The organism is Pseudohoeflea suaedae (genome assembly GCF_004354915.1).
GTDB classification, from domain to species: Bacteria; Pseudomonadota; Alphaproteobacteria; order Rhizobiales; family Rhizobiaceae; genus Pseudohoeflea; species Pseudohoeflea suaedae.
The window spans coordinates 1,492,685-1,508,009 of sequence record NZ_SMSI01000001.1; the positions used below are offsets into that span (position 1 = coordinate 1,492,685).

Annotated in this window: 14 protein-coding genes; 10 read left to right on the top strand and 4 right to left on the bottom strand. The window is 63.9% G+C overall.

Going from position 1 to position 15,325, the window contains the following annotated elements; all coding sequences use genetic code 11:
- Positions 1-274 precede the first annotated feature (274 nt).
- Positions 275-496, top strand: coding sequence for a hypothetical protein (locus E2A64_RS06990; protein WP_133283666.1), 222 nt, complete (start codon positions 275-277; stop codon positions 494-496).
- Positions 497-666: 170 nt separating this feature from the next.
- Here the strand turns inward: E2A64_RS06990 and E2A64_RS06995 are convergent, their stop codons facing one another.
- From E2A64_RS06995 to E2A64_RS07005, 3 genes are all read right to left on the bottom strand, one after another.
- Positions 667-1,218 carry a DUF1254 domain-containing protein gene (locus E2A64_RS06995; protein WP_133283667.1) on the bottom strand — a complete coding sequence of 184 codons (552 nt, stop codon included), beginning with the start codon at positions 1,216-1,218 and terminating at the stop codon, positions 667-669.
- Positions 1,208-1,795, bottom strand: a complete 588-nt coding sequence (locus E2A64_RS07000; RefSeq protein ID WP_133283668.1) for a DUF1214 domain-containing protein — start codon at positions 1,793-1,795, stop codon at positions 1,208-1,210. The genes E2A64_RS06995 and E2A64_RS07000 overlap by 11 nt, the downstream gene beginning before the upstream one ends.
- Before the next feature lie 138 nt (positions 1,796-1,933).
- Positions 1,934-4,111, bottom strand: a complete 2,178-nt coding sequence (locus E2A64_RS07005) for a transglycosylase domain-containing protein (protein ID WP_244598171.1) — start codon at positions 4,109-4,111, stop codon at positions 1,934-1,936.
- A gap of 157 nt (positions 4,112-4,268) precedes the next feature.
- Between E2A64_RS07005 and E2A64_RS07010 the strand changes: the two genes are divergently transcribed.
- Positions 4,269-4,733, top strand: coding sequence for a YcgN family cysteine cluster protein (locus E2A64_RS07010; protein WP_133283670.1), 465 nt, complete (start codon positions 4,269-4,271; stop codon positions 4,731-4,733).
- A gap of 95 nt (positions 4,734-4,828) precedes the next feature.
- Entirely contained in the window at positions 4,829-6,367 is a 1,539-nt protein-coding gene (locus E2A64_RS07015) for a cryptochrome/photolyase family protein (protein ID WP_133283671.1), read from the top strand.
- A 117-nt stretch (positions 6,368-6,484) separates the two neighbouring features.
- On the opposite strand, the gene E2A64_RS07020 is transcribed toward E2A64_RS07015, so the two are convergent.
- Entirely contained in the window at positions 6,485-6,895 is a 411-nt protein-coding gene (locus tag E2A64_RS07020) for a hypothetical protein (protein ID WP_133283672.1), read from the bottom strand.
- Positions 6,896-7,622: 727 nt separating this feature from the next.
- On the opposite strand from E2A64_RS07020, the gene E2A64_RS07025 reads away from it, so the two are divergent.
- The 7 genes from E2A64_RS07025 (at position 7,623) to E2A64_RS07055 (ending at position 15,274) form a co-directional block, all read left to right on the top strand.
- Positions 7,623-8,132, top strand: coding sequence for a hypothetical protein (locus E2A64_RS07025; protein ID WP_133283673.1), 510 nt, complete (start codon positions 7,623-7,625; stop codon positions 8,130-8,132).
- A 954-nt stretch (positions 8,133-9,086) separates the two neighbouring features.
- Entirely contained in the window at positions 9,087-10,388 is a 1,302-nt protein-coding gene (locus E2A64_RS07030; RefSeq protein WP_133283674.1) for a DNA-packaging protein, read from the top strand.
- 74 nt (positions 10,389-10,462) lie between these two features.
- Complete coding sequence (locus E2A64_RS07035) at positions 10,463-10,762, top strand: Dabb family protein (RefSeq protein WP_133283675.1); 300 nt, start codon at positions 10,463-10,465, stop codon at positions 10,760-10,762.
- Between the two features lie 955 nt (positions 10,763-11,717).
- Positions 11,718-12,959, top strand: a complete 1,242-nt coding sequence (locus E2A64_RS07040) for a phage portal protein (protein ID WP_133283676.1) — start codon at positions 11,718-11,720, stop codon at positions 12,957-12,959.
- A gap of 41 nt (positions 12,960-13,000) precedes the next feature.
- A complete protein-coding gene (locus E2A64_RS07045; protein WP_133283677.1) occupies positions 13,001-13,333 on the top strand; it encodes a DUF6107 family protein in 333 nt (110 codons plus the stop codon).
- A gap of 49 nt (positions 13,334-13,382) precedes the next feature.
- Positions 13,383-13,946: an HK97 family phage prohead protease gene (locus E2A64_RS07050; RefSeq protein WP_133283678.1), complete on the top strand. Its 564-nt coding sequence runs from the start codon at positions 13,383-13,385 to the stop codon at positions 13,944-13,946.
- Between the two features lie 32 nt (positions 13,947-13,978).
- Positions 13,979-15,274, top strand: a complete 1,296-nt coding sequence (locus E2A64_RS07055) for a phage major capsid protein (protein ID WP_133283679.1) — start codon at positions 13,979-13,981, stop codon at positions 15,272-15,274.
- Positions 15,275-15,325: the final 51 nt, after the last annotated feature.

The window sequence follows — 15,325 nt, forward strand, 5'->3', positions numbered from 1 at the left end:
GTCCTTTTTGTTGCCTGCGGACGGATCTTCGAGGTCACGGAACCTGTTCGACACTGGTACACCTATAGACGCAATACACACTATCGATAAAATTACCTCGTAATCGTTAGCAAGCTGTTAACTATGTGATGGCTTGATACAGCAATACAAGGGAACATCATGTTGCGCGTCATTCCCGGCCGTAGATGGATGTAGACGTCCCTGAGCATCCGATTCTCGGCACATTCACCTGGGCGTGACCACGGTCCGCCCGCAGGGACGATGGAGACCGATGATGGCGGAGATTATTACCTTCGATCCCGAACCGCGACGAGTTGCGCCACGCGGCGGCGCGTGCAAAGGCCCCGCGAAAGTACTGTTCTTCACGGGTGTTCGTTACGAGCGCCGTGAGGAGGCCGTCTTCGTCGCGGCCGACGGCCCGCGCAATGTGAGACAGCGTCCCTCGATCAGCCACAAGCTCGGCAAGCGTCAGATGATCGGCGAAACCTGCAAGTGACCGGCCGCATTCGTCCGTCAGGCTTTCACGCGTAAACGGATAGCCTCGGCACGTTGCCGAGATCGTTCAGGCCTTCCGGTTTTGCCGGAGCCGTCGAGATCGAAACCGAGCCGGCCGGACGTGCCCTTTTCCGAAGACGGGGAGGCGGACTGCGGGCAATCCGAAGAAAATCAGCCGAAGACGAGCGGAAGGCAGTTGGCTTCCGACAAGAAACTACGCGCGGCGCGTTCGCCGCTGGTCTCCGGGGCGATCGCCCTCAGGACGACAAACCCTTCGACATCCGACAATTCCACGAGCACCGACTGGGCAAGCGCCGGCGGCATGTTGCGCCGCAGCTGCAGCATCTGCGCCGGGGTGACGAGCGTGATGTCGACGCCGTTGCCGATGGCCGAGCGGTCCGACATCGAATAGACCTCGTCGGATGCATCGTCGAAAATCGCGAGTGTCCAGAGCGGCACCGGCGTCCGGGCGGTGATCCGCACTGGGTTCGCCGACAGATCGAACCGGCAGACCGCTGAACGGATATGCGGATCTTCATTGGCAAGCCCGGTGGGATTTTCCTCGTTGGCAAGCGAATAGAACTGCCCCGTCTCACCCAGGCCGACCACGCGGCTGAAGGCATCGCGACCGGCCCAGCCCGGCAATGCGAGCACGATGATGATGTGCAGCAGTGCTGCCCCCACGAGACCGGTCAGCACGGAGAGGATGAGATTACGCGTCATCGCATGCCTCCCGCGTGATATCGGGCAGATGAACCTCACCGAGCGAGACCGAGGCCGCCGTCGGCGTGTCGAGGAGGGTGAGGACGAATTTCACGTCTCCGCCGCCCGTCATCGAGATCCAGTTGCCTGGATGCGGCCTGCCGCCGATGGTGGCGTGGAAAGTGCCGTCATTGTCTTGCAGAAGACGCCATGATTGCAGGCTGCGGGGCGTGGTTGGCTGCGGCGCGACAGGCGTTCCGGCGCGGTTGGTGACACGCAGGGTCCAGAAACGCGCCGGCGGGGTCTGCCCGTCGAGGCGATAGGAGCACAAGGCCGACAGCGCTCGGCCGTCGGAATCCCGCGCGGCCGTGAAGACGAGCCCTTCGGCGCGTCCGAAGAGCAGCCGGCCGTCATCGGCCCGGTGCGCGCGCGCATAGGGATCGGCATCGGCTGTCTGGAGTTCCGGAAATGCCTGCCAGGGGCCGACGGTGATCGCGCCGAAGCCGGATGTCGCCTTGAGGATGCGAATGCTCGCCCAGGTGCCGCCACCAAATGCGATGGAAAGAGAGAGCAGGACGTAAATCGGAAGACGGAACACGGTTGGGGACGGCTTCTCGGGCTCTGGTGCCGTCCCGCCACGATTGGCACCACGGGACGTCTGATGACTGACAATCTCGGCGGTCGAAAGAGGAAAACGCGCTCCGGCGCCGCCTTCCGAAACACCGCAATTCGATTATCACTGTTTGGTCGTTTGGGGAACCTGAGTTTGCGCCGCCGCGATCTTCTCGCTGCTGGCCTTGAGCGGCTCGGTCGAGCGGAAGACACCGATGAGATCTCGCAACAAGGCAGTCGTCTGCGCGCCGAGGGTGCGCGGGCGGACCGCAGGCACATAACCATCTTCCGCATTGGCGGCATTGGCTGCGATGGTGGCCTCCGCAGCGGCTTCCGGATCGGGCAGGGGATCCTCGATGCCCGGGATCGGCTTCAGCTCGATGCCCTGATGGGCGTATTCCATGATGCGCTTGAAGGTCATTGCCGGCAGCGAGCCGCCGGTCATCCGGTTGGTGGAGGTGTAGTCGTCATTGCCGAACCAGACCGCCGTGGAGAAGTTGCCGGTGTAGCCGCAGAACCAGGCATCGCGGTAGGCCTGGGTGGTGCCGGTCTTGCCCGCAGTCCTGATGCCGTCGAGTTTCGCGCGCCGCCCCGTGCCCCACTCCGGAACCTGACTTAGTATCTGGTTCATCGAATCGGAAGCCTGCTTGGTCAGGACGCGCTCCGCCGGCGCCTCATCGCGCCAGAAGTCGTAGAGAAGGTCGCCCTTGTAGTCGAGGATCTGGGTAATGCCGTGGCGGCGTGTCTGCATGCCGTCGGACATGAAGACGCCGTAGGCGGTTGCCTGGTCGAGAACCGTGACCTCGGAGGTGCCGAGCGCCATTGTCTTGTCGGTGCGGATGGGCGTTTCGACGCCCATCGCCCGGGCCTTGGCGGCCACGGCTTCGGTGCCGAGTTCGCGCGACAGCCGCACCGGAACGGTGTTGATCGACTTGGCAAGCGCGGTGGTGAGATTGACCCGGCCGGCATAGGAACGCCCGTAATTGCGCGGCGACCAGCCACGCCAGGTGATCGGAGCGTCGGAAATGGTGGATTCCGGCGTGTATCCGTTCTCCATCGCGGTCGCATAGACATAGACCTTGAAGGACGATCCCGGCTGCCGCAGCGCGCGGCTGGCCCGGTTGAACTGGCTCTCGCCGTAATCGCGCCCGCCGACCATCGCGCGGATGGCTCCGCCGTTTTCCATCACCACGGCGGCGCCCTGGCCGGCATGCATGGATTTGCCGTATTGGCGCAGGCCGCTTTCAACGGCGCTTTCCGTGGCCTTCTGCAGGCCCATGTCGATGGTCGTGCGCACGATCAGCGAGTGTTCGTCAAACCGGAGCGCGAGGCGTTTGACCTCGTCGAAGGCCCAGTCGAGGAAATAGTCCGGCGCCTCGATCGTGCCGCGGTCGATGACGGTAGCTGGGTTGCGACGCGCGCCGATGACCTGGCCTTCGGTCATCAGGCCGCCCTGGACGAGATTGGTCAGGACCTCGTTGGCGCGACCGCGCGCGGCCGGCAGGTTGATGTGCGGCGCGTAGCGGGCAGGCGCCTTGAAGAGGCCCGCGAGCATGGCGGATTCCGCCAGCGAGACTTCCGTGACGGACTTGCCGAAATAGAACTGTGACGCACCCGCCACCCCGAACGTGCCGCCGCCCATATAGGCGCGGTCGAGATAGAGCGAGAGGATTTCCTTCTTCGACAGGTTGGCTTCGAGCCACAGGGCGAGGAAGGCTTCCTTGATCTTGCGCTCGATGGTGCGCTCGTTGGTGAGGAAGAGGTTCTTGGCGAGCTGCTGGGTGAGCGTCGAACCGCCCTGGACGACGCCGCCGGCGCGGGCATTCTCGGTCATGGCGCGGACAAGGCCCAGGACGTCGATGCCGAAATGCTCGAAGAAGCGGCGGTCCTCGGTGGCGAGCACGGCCTTGACCAGATGATCGGGCAGCTGGTCGACGGGTGCCGAATCTTCGTGGATGATGCCCCGGTGACCGATCTCGTTGCCGTAGCGATCAAGGAAGGTGACGGCAAAATCGTCGCGGGCGCGCCAGTTGCCGGCGGTTTCCTCGAAGGCGGGGAGGGCGAGGGCGAGCATGAGCACGGCACCTGCGGCGCCGAGATTCATGCCTTCGCCGGCGATCTCGAAGAGAACCTTCATCGGCCCGCGGGTGCGGAACCGGCGGAAGAAGATCGTGATGTCTTCCCAACGCTGCGAGGCCGAGAAACCGGCATTCCACATCGTCGAGTCGATCCATGAATCGATCCGCAACAGAATGTTTGACCGCTTGCGCGGGCGATTTTTCCCGTCAAAAGGATCTTGCAACGGCTCAAGCTCCCGTATCGGCCCAAAGGGCCGGCCGACCAGCGCGCATTTGCTGCCCCTTGCGGTCTGGCATAATCCCGCTTTTGGCGTATTTTCCGCGCAAGGACAAGTAACTTGCATGACTGGGACGTGGCTTGCGCCATATCCGGAGATTTTGATGAACACAGTGCCATTCTGGCAACAAAAAACGCTCGACGAGATGACGCGCGCCGAGTGGGAAAGCCTTTGCGACGGCTGCGGCCGCTGCTGCCTGAACAAGCTCGAGGACTGGGATACCGGCGAAATCGTCTGGACGAATATCGGCTGCCAGCTTCTCGACGGCGAGAGCTGCCGCTGTTCCGACTACGAGAACCGGCAGAAGATCGTGCCCGACTGTATCGGCCTGACGCCCGAGATGGTGCGCAAGATCACCTGGCTGCCGCCCACCTGCGCCTACCGGCTGGTCGACGAGGGCGCGGACCTCTACTGGTGGCATTATCTCGTATCCGGCGATCGCGACACCGTGCACGAGGCGGGCGTCTCCGTGCGCGGCAGGACGGTAAGCGAGGAAGGCCTCGATGTGGAGGATTACGAGGATTATCTCGTCTCCTGGCCCGACGAGATCCCCGAGGGCGCGAAGTAGCCCGCGAAATCGCCTGACGGCTTGATTTCGAGGCTGGCCGTTTTCCCTGACGCTTCCATCTAGCAAGGAAGCATTGCCAGGAGGAGCAGCCGCCCATGCCCGAAGATCGCCCGTCTCTCGTCGTCATTCTCGGCGACCAGCTGTCACCCGGCATGACCAGTCTTTCCTCCGCCGACAAGCATCGCGACGTGGTGCTGATGTGCGAGGTGGAGGAGGAGACGAGCTATGTCGGCCACCACAAGCAGAAGATCGCCTTCATCCTCTCGGCCATGCGCCATTTCGCCGGCGAACTGGAGGAGGCCGGCTGGACGGTCGACTACATCCGTCTGGATGACAAGGCCAACAGCGGCAGTTTCACCGGCGAGGTGGAGCGGGCGATCAAGCGGCACGAGCCCGACCGCATCGTGATCACCGATGCCGGCGAATACCGCGTGCAGGAGATGGTCGACGGCTGGTCGCAGACATTCGAGATCGACGTCGACTGCCTGCCCGACAAGCGCTTCATCTGCTCGAAATCCGAATTCGAGGACTGGGCCGAGGGCCGCAAGAGCCTCAGGATGGAGTATTTCTACCGCGAAATGCGCAAGAAGACCGGGCTGTTGATGACCCAGGCCGACAAGCCCGCCGGCGGCGAGTGGAATTACGACAAGGAGAACCGCAAGCCTGCCGGTGACGACCTGTTTCTCCCCAAGCGCCAGCGCTTCGAGCCGGACAGGATCACCGCGGAGGTGATCGAGATGGTGGGCGAAAAGTTCGCCAACAATTTCGGCACTCTCGAAGAGTTCGGCTGGGCGGTGACGCGACAGGACGCCGAAAAGGCGTTCGAACATTTCCTCGGCGCGGCGGCTGGGGATTTCGGCACCTATCAGGACGCGATGCTGGAGGGGCAGCCCTTCCTCTGGCATTCGCTGATCTCGCCCTATCTCAATGTCGGCCTTCTCGACCCTCTCGATGTCTGCAGGCAGGTGGCTGAGGCCTATGAGGACGGGAAGATCCCGCTCAACTCGGCGGAAGGATTTATCCGCCAGATCCTCGGCTGGCGCGAATATGTGCGCGGCATCTACTGGCGGGAAATGCCGGACTATCGCGAGCGCAACGCCATGCGGGCGCAGCGCGACCTGCCCTGGTTCTACTGGTCGGGCGAGACCGACATGGCATGCCTGAAGGCTGCGATCGGCCAGACGCGGGACCATGCCTATGCCCACCATATCCAGCGGCTGATGATCACCGGCACCTTCGCGCTCATCTACGGCGTCGAGCCGCGCCAGGTGCACGAATGGTATCTCGCCGTCTATATCGACGCCTTCGAATGGGTGGAGCTGCCCAACACGCTCGGCATGAGCCAGTTCGGCGACGGCGGCATTCTGGGCTCCAAACCCTATGCGGCCTCGGGCGCCTATATCGACCGCATGTCGAACTATTGCGACAACTGCGCCTATGACGTGAAGAAGCGCACCGAGGACGACGCCTGCCCGTTCAACTCGCTCTACTGGGATTTCGTCGCCCGCCACGAAAAGACGCTGAAGGGCAATCCGCGCATGGGGCGGATCTATTCCAACTGGGAGCGGATGGACGAGGAGACGCAAAAGGCGCTGAGGAAACGGGCGAAGGAGGTGATCGAAGGGATGGGGTAGGTTGTGATGCCTAAAGCGCCATGACGATCTGCTTTCACGCATCGGCGGAAAGCGCCTAAACTATCGGCGGATTGGTGAAGCCGCATACGCTTAAGCAGAAGGCGCGAAGGCTTCTTGTTAAACACAGAAGTCTGAAAAAATGACGACCGCGCAAAGTGCTGCAACACCAAACACAGATGCACATTGTTTCAGGATAAAGAGGGTAGTCCAGCTGCAATACGATAGGGACTTCGTATCATACAAATACTCGGGGTCCGCCAACGCGGATGCCACTGAACGCCACGCAAATACGTATTGAAGGTAGTCAAGCAGGATGGTGATTGCTCCAGAGACTCCAACAATCCAAAGCCACCAGCCAAGGGATAGACGTACGGCTTGGGCATAGCCGCTATCGCCTGTTTGTATTGTGTAGAAAATTGCAAGAAGCCCAAATCCTACGAACCGGCAGGTCGAGCTAATGTTTCCGGTGATGTCCGCCTTGGTTTGTATTACTTTTTCGCGGCGCGCTTTCAAATCTTCGTCGCCCATCGATTACCCCTATTTTGCGCTCGGCCCCGGTTCATCTGTTTTATCGCTGGGGTCACCAATGCGTTCGATCCGGGCGGGGAAAATACTATTGCCGTTCCCAGTTGGAACGACCGCGTAAGCCTCGCCATTTGAGCAGTCTATGAGTTGACCATCTATCGAAAACCAAAACGTCCCAGAAGGGCAGTCCGCAAGCGCCTTACCGTCTTGCTCCAGCAAAACGTCGGCCATCGCTCCAGTCGTGTATGATACCTTCGGCCCGTCTTGATAAACGAGCGTTGCCGCATCTCCGTCGTCCGCTATGGAATTAGACGCTAAAACAGCCAACGCAGCTACTGCTGCAACTCTCCAAATCATGAGCCTCCTCCGCAACTGAACTTTGCGGAGTAAAACACACTAAGTTACGGTTTACGATTACTTGCTGGAGGGTTGATCGCTCTTTTTCTATGGCGCTGATTTGCTAGCGTGAGATTTCGGGGCGTCCTCAGTATCCGCTTGAGCGTGTCACGCAATAGGAAAAAATTCCTTGACAGCGCAACGGTGGTTTGGTAGGGTTGTGTCATCGTCAGGAAATTGCGTCCGGATCGGGTGATCGGGGCGGCTGAAGAACCTCTCTGACAGACAAGATTTCACGCCGGGCAACCGGTCTATTTTACGGACAATTTGGGTTGGGTGGACGCTCGCGGGTTTCGCGGGCGTTTTTGTTTTGGGCTGGTGAAGGAGGCGCGGGATGGGTGAGCCGATGCGTGAGGCGGATGATTTCCGCGGCGGGCCCGGGATACGCCCCGAGGACAAGATGGCACCGGTCGCGCGCATTCTCGAGATCAAGCAGGCGCTCGACAGCCGCGTCGAGGCGGGGGCGGGACGGGCCGATCCGTCCGGGACGGCGAAGATGCTGGCCCAGATGCGCGGCGTGCTGTCGCGCGAACTCGACAGGTTCGCATATGCCGCGAGCGGTCCCGACGGCGTTGGCGTCGACGGCAAGGCGGCGGTGGATCTGGTCTCGCTGATTGCCCGTACGCTCGAAAAGGTCGACCAGCTGGAGCGTCAGATGGCCGAGGTGGATGCCGAGCGCCAGCAGATGACGCCCGGCGACCGTTTGGCCCTGCGCCAGACGGTGGCCGATCTGATCGACACGCTGGCGGAACGGAAGGTTGCGCGGATGCGGGACGAGGGCGATGGACATGCCTCTCTCCCCCCTTGCGGGGTAGATGTCACCAAAGGTGACAGAGGGGGGTGAGCCTCGCGAGATATGAGTGTGCGGCATCCCCCTCTGTCGGCTGGCGCCGACATCTCCCCCGCGAAGGGGGGAGAGTGGCGGTTGCCGAACCCTCCACTCGTTATCCCCGGGCTTGACCCGGGGATCCAGGGCCTGCGGCGGAATGGTCTTTCGCGATCATGGACATGACCGCTGCTGGGTCCCCGGGTCTCGCTCCGCTCGCCCGAGGATGACGAAGGAGAGAGGGGCCCGAGGATGGGGGAGGAGCGCCCGAGGATGGAGAGAAGTAGACCGGTCCATTCTCCCCCCCTGTGGGGGAGATGTCACCGGAGGTGACAGAGGGGGTGAGCCTCGCGAGATATGAATGTGCGGCATCCCCCCTCTGTCGGCTGGCGCCGGCATCTCCCCCGCGAAGGGGGGAGAGTGGCGGTTGCCGAACCATCCATTCGTCATCCTCGGGCTTGACCCGGGGATCCAGGGCCTGCGGCGGAATGGTCTTTCGCGATCATGGACATGATCGCCGCTGGGTCCCCGGGTCTCGCTCCGCTCGCCCGAGGATGACGAAGGAGAGAGGGGCCCGAGGATGGAGAGGGGGCGCCGGAGGATGGAGAGGATGACGAAGAAGAGAGGGGCGCCCGAGGACGGAGACGGGCGCCGGAGGGTGGAGAAGGAGGGGCGCCGAGGATGGAGAGAAGGGCACCGAAGACGGGGACGGGGCGGCGGGAGGATGACGGGAAGTAGGCCGGTCCACTCTCCCCCCTTGCGGGGGAGATGTCACCGGAGGTGACAGAGGGGGTGAGCCCCGCGAGATATGAGTGTGCGGCATCCCCCCTCTGTCGGCTGGCGCCGACATCTCCGCCGCGAAGGGGGGAGAGTGGCGGGAGCCGAACCCTCCACGCGTCATCCTCGGGCTTGACCCGGGGATCCACGCCTGAAGACCATCGGGGCAATCGATCTGACGAGGTGACGTAACGCATGCCGACCGCCCCAGACCTCGACCGCGCCTGGCTTCTCGCGCAGCTGGAGGTGTTCGACGACCGGGAAGCAGGGGCCTTGGCGGGCGACTGGCAGCTGGTGGGGCGGCCGGAGCAGATGCCGCCCTCCGGTGAATGGCGCAACTGGCTGTTGATGGGCGGGCGCGGCTCGGGAAAGACGCGCGCCGGGGCGGAATGGGTGCATGGACTGGCGACCGGGCAGTTCGCAGGGCTCGGCGGCGACGGCCGCATTGCGCTGGTGGGCGAAACATTCGCCGATGCGCGCGAGGTGATGATCGACGGCGTGTCGGGGATCTGCGCGATCGCGCGGCATGACCGGCCGCATTTCGAGGCGACGCGGCGGCGGCTGGTCTGGCCGTCGGGCGCCGTGGCGCAGCTGTTTTCCTCGGAAGATCCCGAGGGGTTACGCGGTCCGCAGTTTCATGTGGCCTGGTGCGACGAACTCGGTAAATGGCGTCACCAGCGCGAGACCTGGGACATGCTGCAATTCGGGCTGCGGCTCGGGCGCGACCCGCGGCAGCTGGTCACGACGACGCCGCGACCGACGCCCCTGATGAAGGCGCTGGTCGCCGATCCCGGCACGCGGCTCACGCGGATTTCGACGGCGGCCAATGCGCAGAACCTGGCGCGCGGCTTTATCGGCGCGCTGACCGAGCGCTATGGCGGCACGCGGCTCGGACGGCAGGAACTCGATGGCGAGCTGATCGAGGATCGCGAGGACGGGCTCTGGCGGCGGGGCCAGCTCGATGCGCTGGTGGTGCGCAAGCACGGGCCGCTCAGGCGCATCGTCGTGGCGGTCGATCCGCCGGCGAGCAGTGCGGCGCGCGGCAGCTGTTGCGGGATCGTGGTCGCCGGTCTGGACGGAGACGGGCAGGCCCTGGTCCTGCATGACGGATCTGTCGAGAACGCGCGGCCGCAGGAATGGGCGCAGAAGGCGACGGCGCTCTACCGGCGCTATGACGCGGACTGCATCGTCGCCGAGATCAACCAGGGCGGCGACATGGTGGAGGCGGTGCTCAGGACCGTCGACGCCAGGCTGCCAATCCGGAAAGTGCGGGCGACACGCGGCAAGTGGCTGCGCGCCGAACCGGTGGCGGCTCTCTACGAGCAGGGGCGGGTGGTCCATGCGGGCCATTTTCCCGCGCTGGAAGACCAGATGTGCGATTTCGGTCCCGACGGCCTGAGTTCCGGCCACTCGCCGGACCGGCTCGACGCGCTGGTCTGGGCGCTGACCGAACTGGTGCTCAATCGTCGCGGGGAACCGGGGGTGCGGCAATTGTAAAGGACGTGCAAGGCTTTACCGCGGACGCCGCATGGGCTAGGCGGATCGCACCCGATGACATTCAGGAACATGACATGCTGCGCCATATCGTCTTCTTCAGCGTTGCCGCCGAGGAAAACCGCGAGAAGGTCCAAAAGGGCCTCGAACTCTTGAAGACCAATCCGCACAAGCGCCACCTGGAAGTGGGCTGCGTGGACAAGAAGCTCGACGCGATCTCGCAAACGGTTGATTTCGTGGTCTATGGCGAATTCGACGACGAGGAGCAGCTGGCCGCCTACAAGGCGCATCCGGTCTACCAGGAATCGATCGACCTCGTTCGACCGCTCAGAGAGATGCGTGTCGCCGCGGATTACGTGGTGCCGGAAGCGGAGTAGCGGCGGAGCAAAGTCCCATGCCGGCGAGATTGACGAGATAGTCTGGGCGCGGAGCCAATAATGGTCGTCATGCCCGGACTTGATCCGGGCATGACGAGAAGAGAGATGGAGTTCGCCGCACCACCCCCCCTCTGTCACCTTTGGTGACATCTCCCCCGCAAGGGGGGAGAGGGGAGCAAGATGAAACGCTTTCGCAACGCTGCGAGATCACGGAATGGATGCCCGCGCGCAAGGACTTGCGCGCTGCTGGATCCCCGGGTCTCGCTTCGCTCGCCCGAGGATGACGAAGGGAGAGGAGGCGCTCCGAGGATGACGGGAGAGAGGGCGCGCTCCGAGGATGACGGGAGAGAGGGAGCGCCGGGGACGGCGGGAGAGAGGGGCGCCCGGGGAGGATGGGATTGGATGTGGGAAGTTGCGACGGTAAAACGGTATCTTCTGCAAACACCTGGCGCGCGGAACCAACGATCTTCGTCATGCCCGGACTTGATCCGGGCATCCATACCTCAAGCCTCGCAACGGGTTCGAACTTACGCTCGAATGAGAATGCGCCGCATCAGGATGGCGAACTGCAGGCGGTGACATCACGGTATGGATCCTCGGATCAAGTCCGAGGATGACGAGAAGAGAGAGGGGCGCTCCGGGGACGACGGGAGAGAGGGCGCCCGGGGACGACGGGATTGGATGTGGGAAGCTGCGACGGCAAAACGGTATCTTCTGCACACATCTGGCGCGCGGAACCAACGATCTTCGTCATGCCCGGACTTGATCCGGGCATCCATACCTCAAGCCTCGCAACGGGTTCGAACTCATGCTCGAATGGGAATGCGCCGCATCAGCATGGCGAACTGCAGGCGGTGACATCACGGTATGGATCCTTGGATCACGTCCGGGCATGACGAGATAGAGAGATAGCAAGCCCGCCGCTCCGGCGGGTTTTTTTGTTGGAGGACAGTTCATGGCCTGGTTCCCGCGGCTGCCATTCGGTGGCGCGCGCGTCTCTTCGCGTGCCGATCGCTCACAGACAAGGCTTCGGCCGCCGGACGGCAAGGCGGCAGCCGCAAACCCGGCGGTGCTGGCGGCGCTCGCGGGCGCAACGGGCGCGGCATGGTCGGGGCGCGGCTATGCGGCGCTGGCCCGCGAGGGCTTCATGAAAAACCCGGTGGCCCATCGGGCGGTCCGGATGATTTCGGAAACCGCGGCCGCTGCGCCCTGGCTGCTTTTCGACGGCGCGAACGAACTCGACGACCATCCGCTGCTCGAACTTCTCTCCCGCCCCAATGCGCAGTGCTCCGGCACCGAGTTTCTGGAAACGCTCTACGGCCATCTGCTGATTGCGGGCAACGCCTGGATCGAGGCGGTGGAGGGGTCCGACGGGCCGATCGGGCTCAATCTTTTGCGGCCCGACCGGGTGCGGGTGATCGAAGGCGCCGACGGCTGGCCGGTGGCGCACGAATATGCAGTCGGTGAGGCGCGGCGCCGCTATCCGGTGGAGCCGATCGCAGGGCGGGGGCTTCTGCATCTGCGGCTGTTCCATCCGCTCGACGACCATGCGGGCTTCGCGCCGCTGGGAGCGGCGCAGATGGCGCTCGACATGCACAACCAGGCGATGACCTGGAACAAGGCGTTGCTCGACAATTCCGCAAGGCCATCCGGCGCGCTCGTCTATCAGCCCAAGGATGGCGGCAACCTGACCGAGGAACAGTTCGACCGGCTGAAGGCGCAGCTCGAGGAGGGCTATCAGGGTGCGAGCCGCGCCGGCCGGCCGATGCTGCTCGAGGGCGGGCTGGACTGGAAGGCGATGGGGCTGACGCCGAAGGACATGGATTTCTCCGAAGCCCGCAACGGGGCGGCGCGCGATATCGCATTGGCGCTCGGCGTGCCGCCGATGCTGATCGGCATTCCCGGCGACCTGACCTATGCGAACTATCAGGAAGCCAACCGCGCCTTCTGCCGCCACACGGTACTGCCGCTGGTGGCCCGCACGGCCGAGGCGATGACCGGCTGGCTGGCCCCGGTCTACGGCGGAAAACTGCGTTTGACCTTCGATGCCGACCAGCTGCCCGGCTTGGCCTCAGAGCGCGAGCAATTGTGGAAACGGCTCGGAGAAGCGGATTTCCTGACCGCCGACGAGAAGCGCGAAGCCGTTGGATATCAGAGGCTTGGCGAGAAAACCGGACTCAGTTCGCAAGACAGTTGAATCAATCTTTCAAAGAAGCGGCGAGGCGAAAGGAGAGGGCGATGAGTTCGATCGATCCCGATCCCGCGATGCTGGCCGCACGGCTTTGCGGATCGGTGGCGGGCGCGCTGGTGTCGCTTGTCTATCTCATGCCGAAGAGTACGCGGGAAGCGGCCGCGCGGGCGCTTGCGGGCGTCGCTTCGGGGCTCGTCTTCGGTGCCCCGGTGGGCGCTGCGCTGGCGGAAAGGTTTGCGATCACCGCGCAGGTCGGGCCGCCGGAAATCCTGCTGATGGGTTCGGCCGCAGCCAGCATGAGCGTCTGGTGGGTGCTTGGCGCGCTGGTGCGCATCGCCGACAGGGCAGGCCGCAATGACGGCAAGAGCGGCCGGGATTGAGGCGGTAAGAGCCGCGACAGTTCAGGGATCAATTTCGAAAGGACGGATCATGGTGACAGGCGCGCGACCGGGCGGCTGGCAGAACAAGCGTGTCGAGCTCGAACTCGACACGGTGGCGGGCGACGGCCGGTTTTCCGGCTATGCGAGCATTTTCGGCGCGGTCGATCTCGGCCGCGACGTGATCGAACCGGGCGCCTTCGCCGCGTGCCTGGGAAAACGCCGTCCGGGCGAGATCCGGATGCTGTTCCAGCACGACCCGGACCAGCCGATCGGGCGCTGGACAAAGATCCGCGAGGACGGGCGCGGGCTTTTCGTCGAGGGCAAGCTCACCCTTGCGACCGCGCGCGGCCGGGAGGTGCACGAGCTGATGAAATCGGGCGCCGTCGACGGCCTGTCGATCGGTTTTCGAACGGTGCGCGCCGCGCGCAAGGGCGGGGACGGCATCCGCCGCATTCTCGCGGCCGACCTCTGGGAGATCTCGGTCGTCACTTTCCCGATGCAGCCGGGCGCGCGGGTGACCAGCGTCAAGCACCTGACCGGGCAGGCAGGCGAGCGATCAGGCCTCGTCGCCGCAATCCGCCGTGCGACACGACAGATCGGCGGACGCCACTGACTTTTTCAACCGAAAGGACCAAGGACATGGAGATGATGCGTGAGACGGGCGCGCGCCCGGACGAGAACGAGCTCGAGACCAAGGGGCGGAAGGAGCCGGCGGGCGGGCTCGAGACAAAGGTCGCCGACAGCGATGTCGCCGCGGCCTTCGACGAGTTCATGGAAACCTTCCAGGACTTTCGCGAGGCCAACGACCGGCGTCTCGACGAGATCGAGCGCCGGTCTGCCCCGGACGTCATTTCGGTCGAGAAGGTGGACCGGATCAACCGTGCCATCGACGAGCACAAGCGCATGCTTGACGATCTGGTTCTCAAGCGAGCCCGTCCGCCGCTCGGCAGAGCCCGCCAGGATGCGGGCGCGAGCGAGCACAAGGAGGCGTTCTCCGCCTATATCCGCCGTGGCGACGAGCATGAGCTACGCCAGGTGGAGGAAAAGGCGATGTCGGTCGGCAGCGATCCGAATGGCGGCTATCTGGTGCCCGATGAACTCGATACCGAGATCGGTCGCCGTCTGACGATGCTGTCGCCGGTGCGGTCTGTCGCCACCGTAAGGCAGGTATCGGGCGCGGTGCTGAAGAAGCCGTTTGCGATCTCCGGCATGGCGACCGGCTGGGTGGGCGAGGAGGACGCCCGGCCGCAGACGGCGAATGCCCAGCTTGCCGAACTGCAGTTTCCCACCATGGAACTCTACGCCATGCCGGCGGCGACCGCCTCGCTGCTCGACGACGCGGCAATCGACGTGGAAGCCTGGATCGCCTCGGAAGTCGAAGCAGCTTTCGCCGAGCAGGAAGCCGAGGCCTTCATCGCCGGCGACGGAGTGAAGAAGCCGCGCGGGCTCATCGACTACGACACGATTGCCGACGGTTCCTGGACATGGGGCAAGCTCGGCCATGTGGCGACAGGCGTGGATGGCGGCTTCGGCGCCAATCCGTCCGACAAGCTGATCGACCTCATCTACGCGCTCAAATCCGGCTATCGCCAGAACGGGCGCTTCATGATGAACCGCTCCACCCAGGCCGAGATCCGCAAGTTCAAGGATGCCGACGGGGCCTATCTGTGGATGCCGCCGGCAGCCGCAGGTGGCGAGGCTTCGCTGATGGGCTTCCCGGTCACCGAAGCCGAGGCGATGCCGGATATCGCTTCCGATGCGCTGGCGCTGTCCTTCGGGGACTTCCGCCGCGGCTATCTGGTGGTCGACCGGGTCGGCGTGCGGGTGCTGCGCGATCCGTACTCCGTCAAACCCTACGTGCTCTTCTACACCACCAAGCGCGTGGGCGGCGGGGTACAGAATTTCGAAGCCATCAAGATGCTGAAATTCGCCGAGGCGTAGGCCGGCACGACAGCGACATCTCCTTGCGCCGTACGGCGCGGGGAGATCGGG

Excerpts from the sequence above, each read along its gene's own strand:
- E2A64_RS07030 (WP_133283674.1), top strand. The coding sequence starts at position 9,087 with ATGCCGACCGCCCCAGACCTCGACCGCGCCTGGCTTCTCGCGCAGCTG.
- E2A64_RS07020 (WP_133283672.1), bottom strand. The coding sequence starts at position 6,895 with ATGGGCGACGAAGATTTGAAAGCGCGCCGCGAAAAAGTAATACAAACC.
- E2A64_RS07015 (WP_133283671.1), top strand. The coding sequence starts at position 4,829 with ATGCCCGAAGATCGCCCGTCTCTCGTCGTCATTCTCGGCGACCAGCTG.
- E2A64_RS06995 (WP_133283667.1), bottom strand. The coding sequence starts at position 1,218 with ATGACGCGTAATCTCATCCTCTCCGTGCTGACCGGTCTCGTGGGGGCA.
- E2A64_RS06990 (WP_133283666.1), top strand. The coding sequence starts at position 275 with ATGGCGGAGATTATTACCTTCGATCCCGAACCGCGACGAGTTGCGCCA.
- E2A64_RS07010 (WP_133283670.1), top strand. The coding sequence starts at position 4,269 with ATGAACACAGTGCCATTCTGGCAACAAAAAACGCTCGACGAGATGACG.
- E2A64_RS07040 (WP_133283676.1), top strand. The coding sequence starts at position 11,718 with ATGGCCTGGTTCCCGCGGCTGCCATTCGGTGGCGCGCGCGTCTCTTCG.
- E2A64_RS07055 (WP_133283679.1), top strand. The coding sequence starts at position 13,979 with ATGATGCGTGAGACGGGCGCGCGCCCGGACGAGAACGAGCTCGAGACC.
- E2A64_RS07025 (WP_133283673.1), top strand. The coding sequence starts at position 7,623 with ATGGGTGAGCCGATGCGTGAGGCGGATGATTTCCGCGGCGGGCCCGGG.
- E2A64_RS07035 (WP_133283675.1), top strand. The coding sequence starts at position 10,463 with ATGCTGCGCCATATCGTCTTCTTCAGCGTTGCCGCCGAGGAAAACCGC.
- E2A64_RS07050 (WP_133283678.1), top strand. The coding sequence starts at position 13,383 with ATGGTGACAGGCGCGCGACCGGGCGGCTGGCAGAACAAGCGTGTCGAG.
- E2A64_RS07045 (WP_133283677.1), top strand. The coding sequence starts at position 13,001 with ATGAGTTCGATCGATCCCGATCCCGCGATGCTGGCCGCACGGCTTTGC.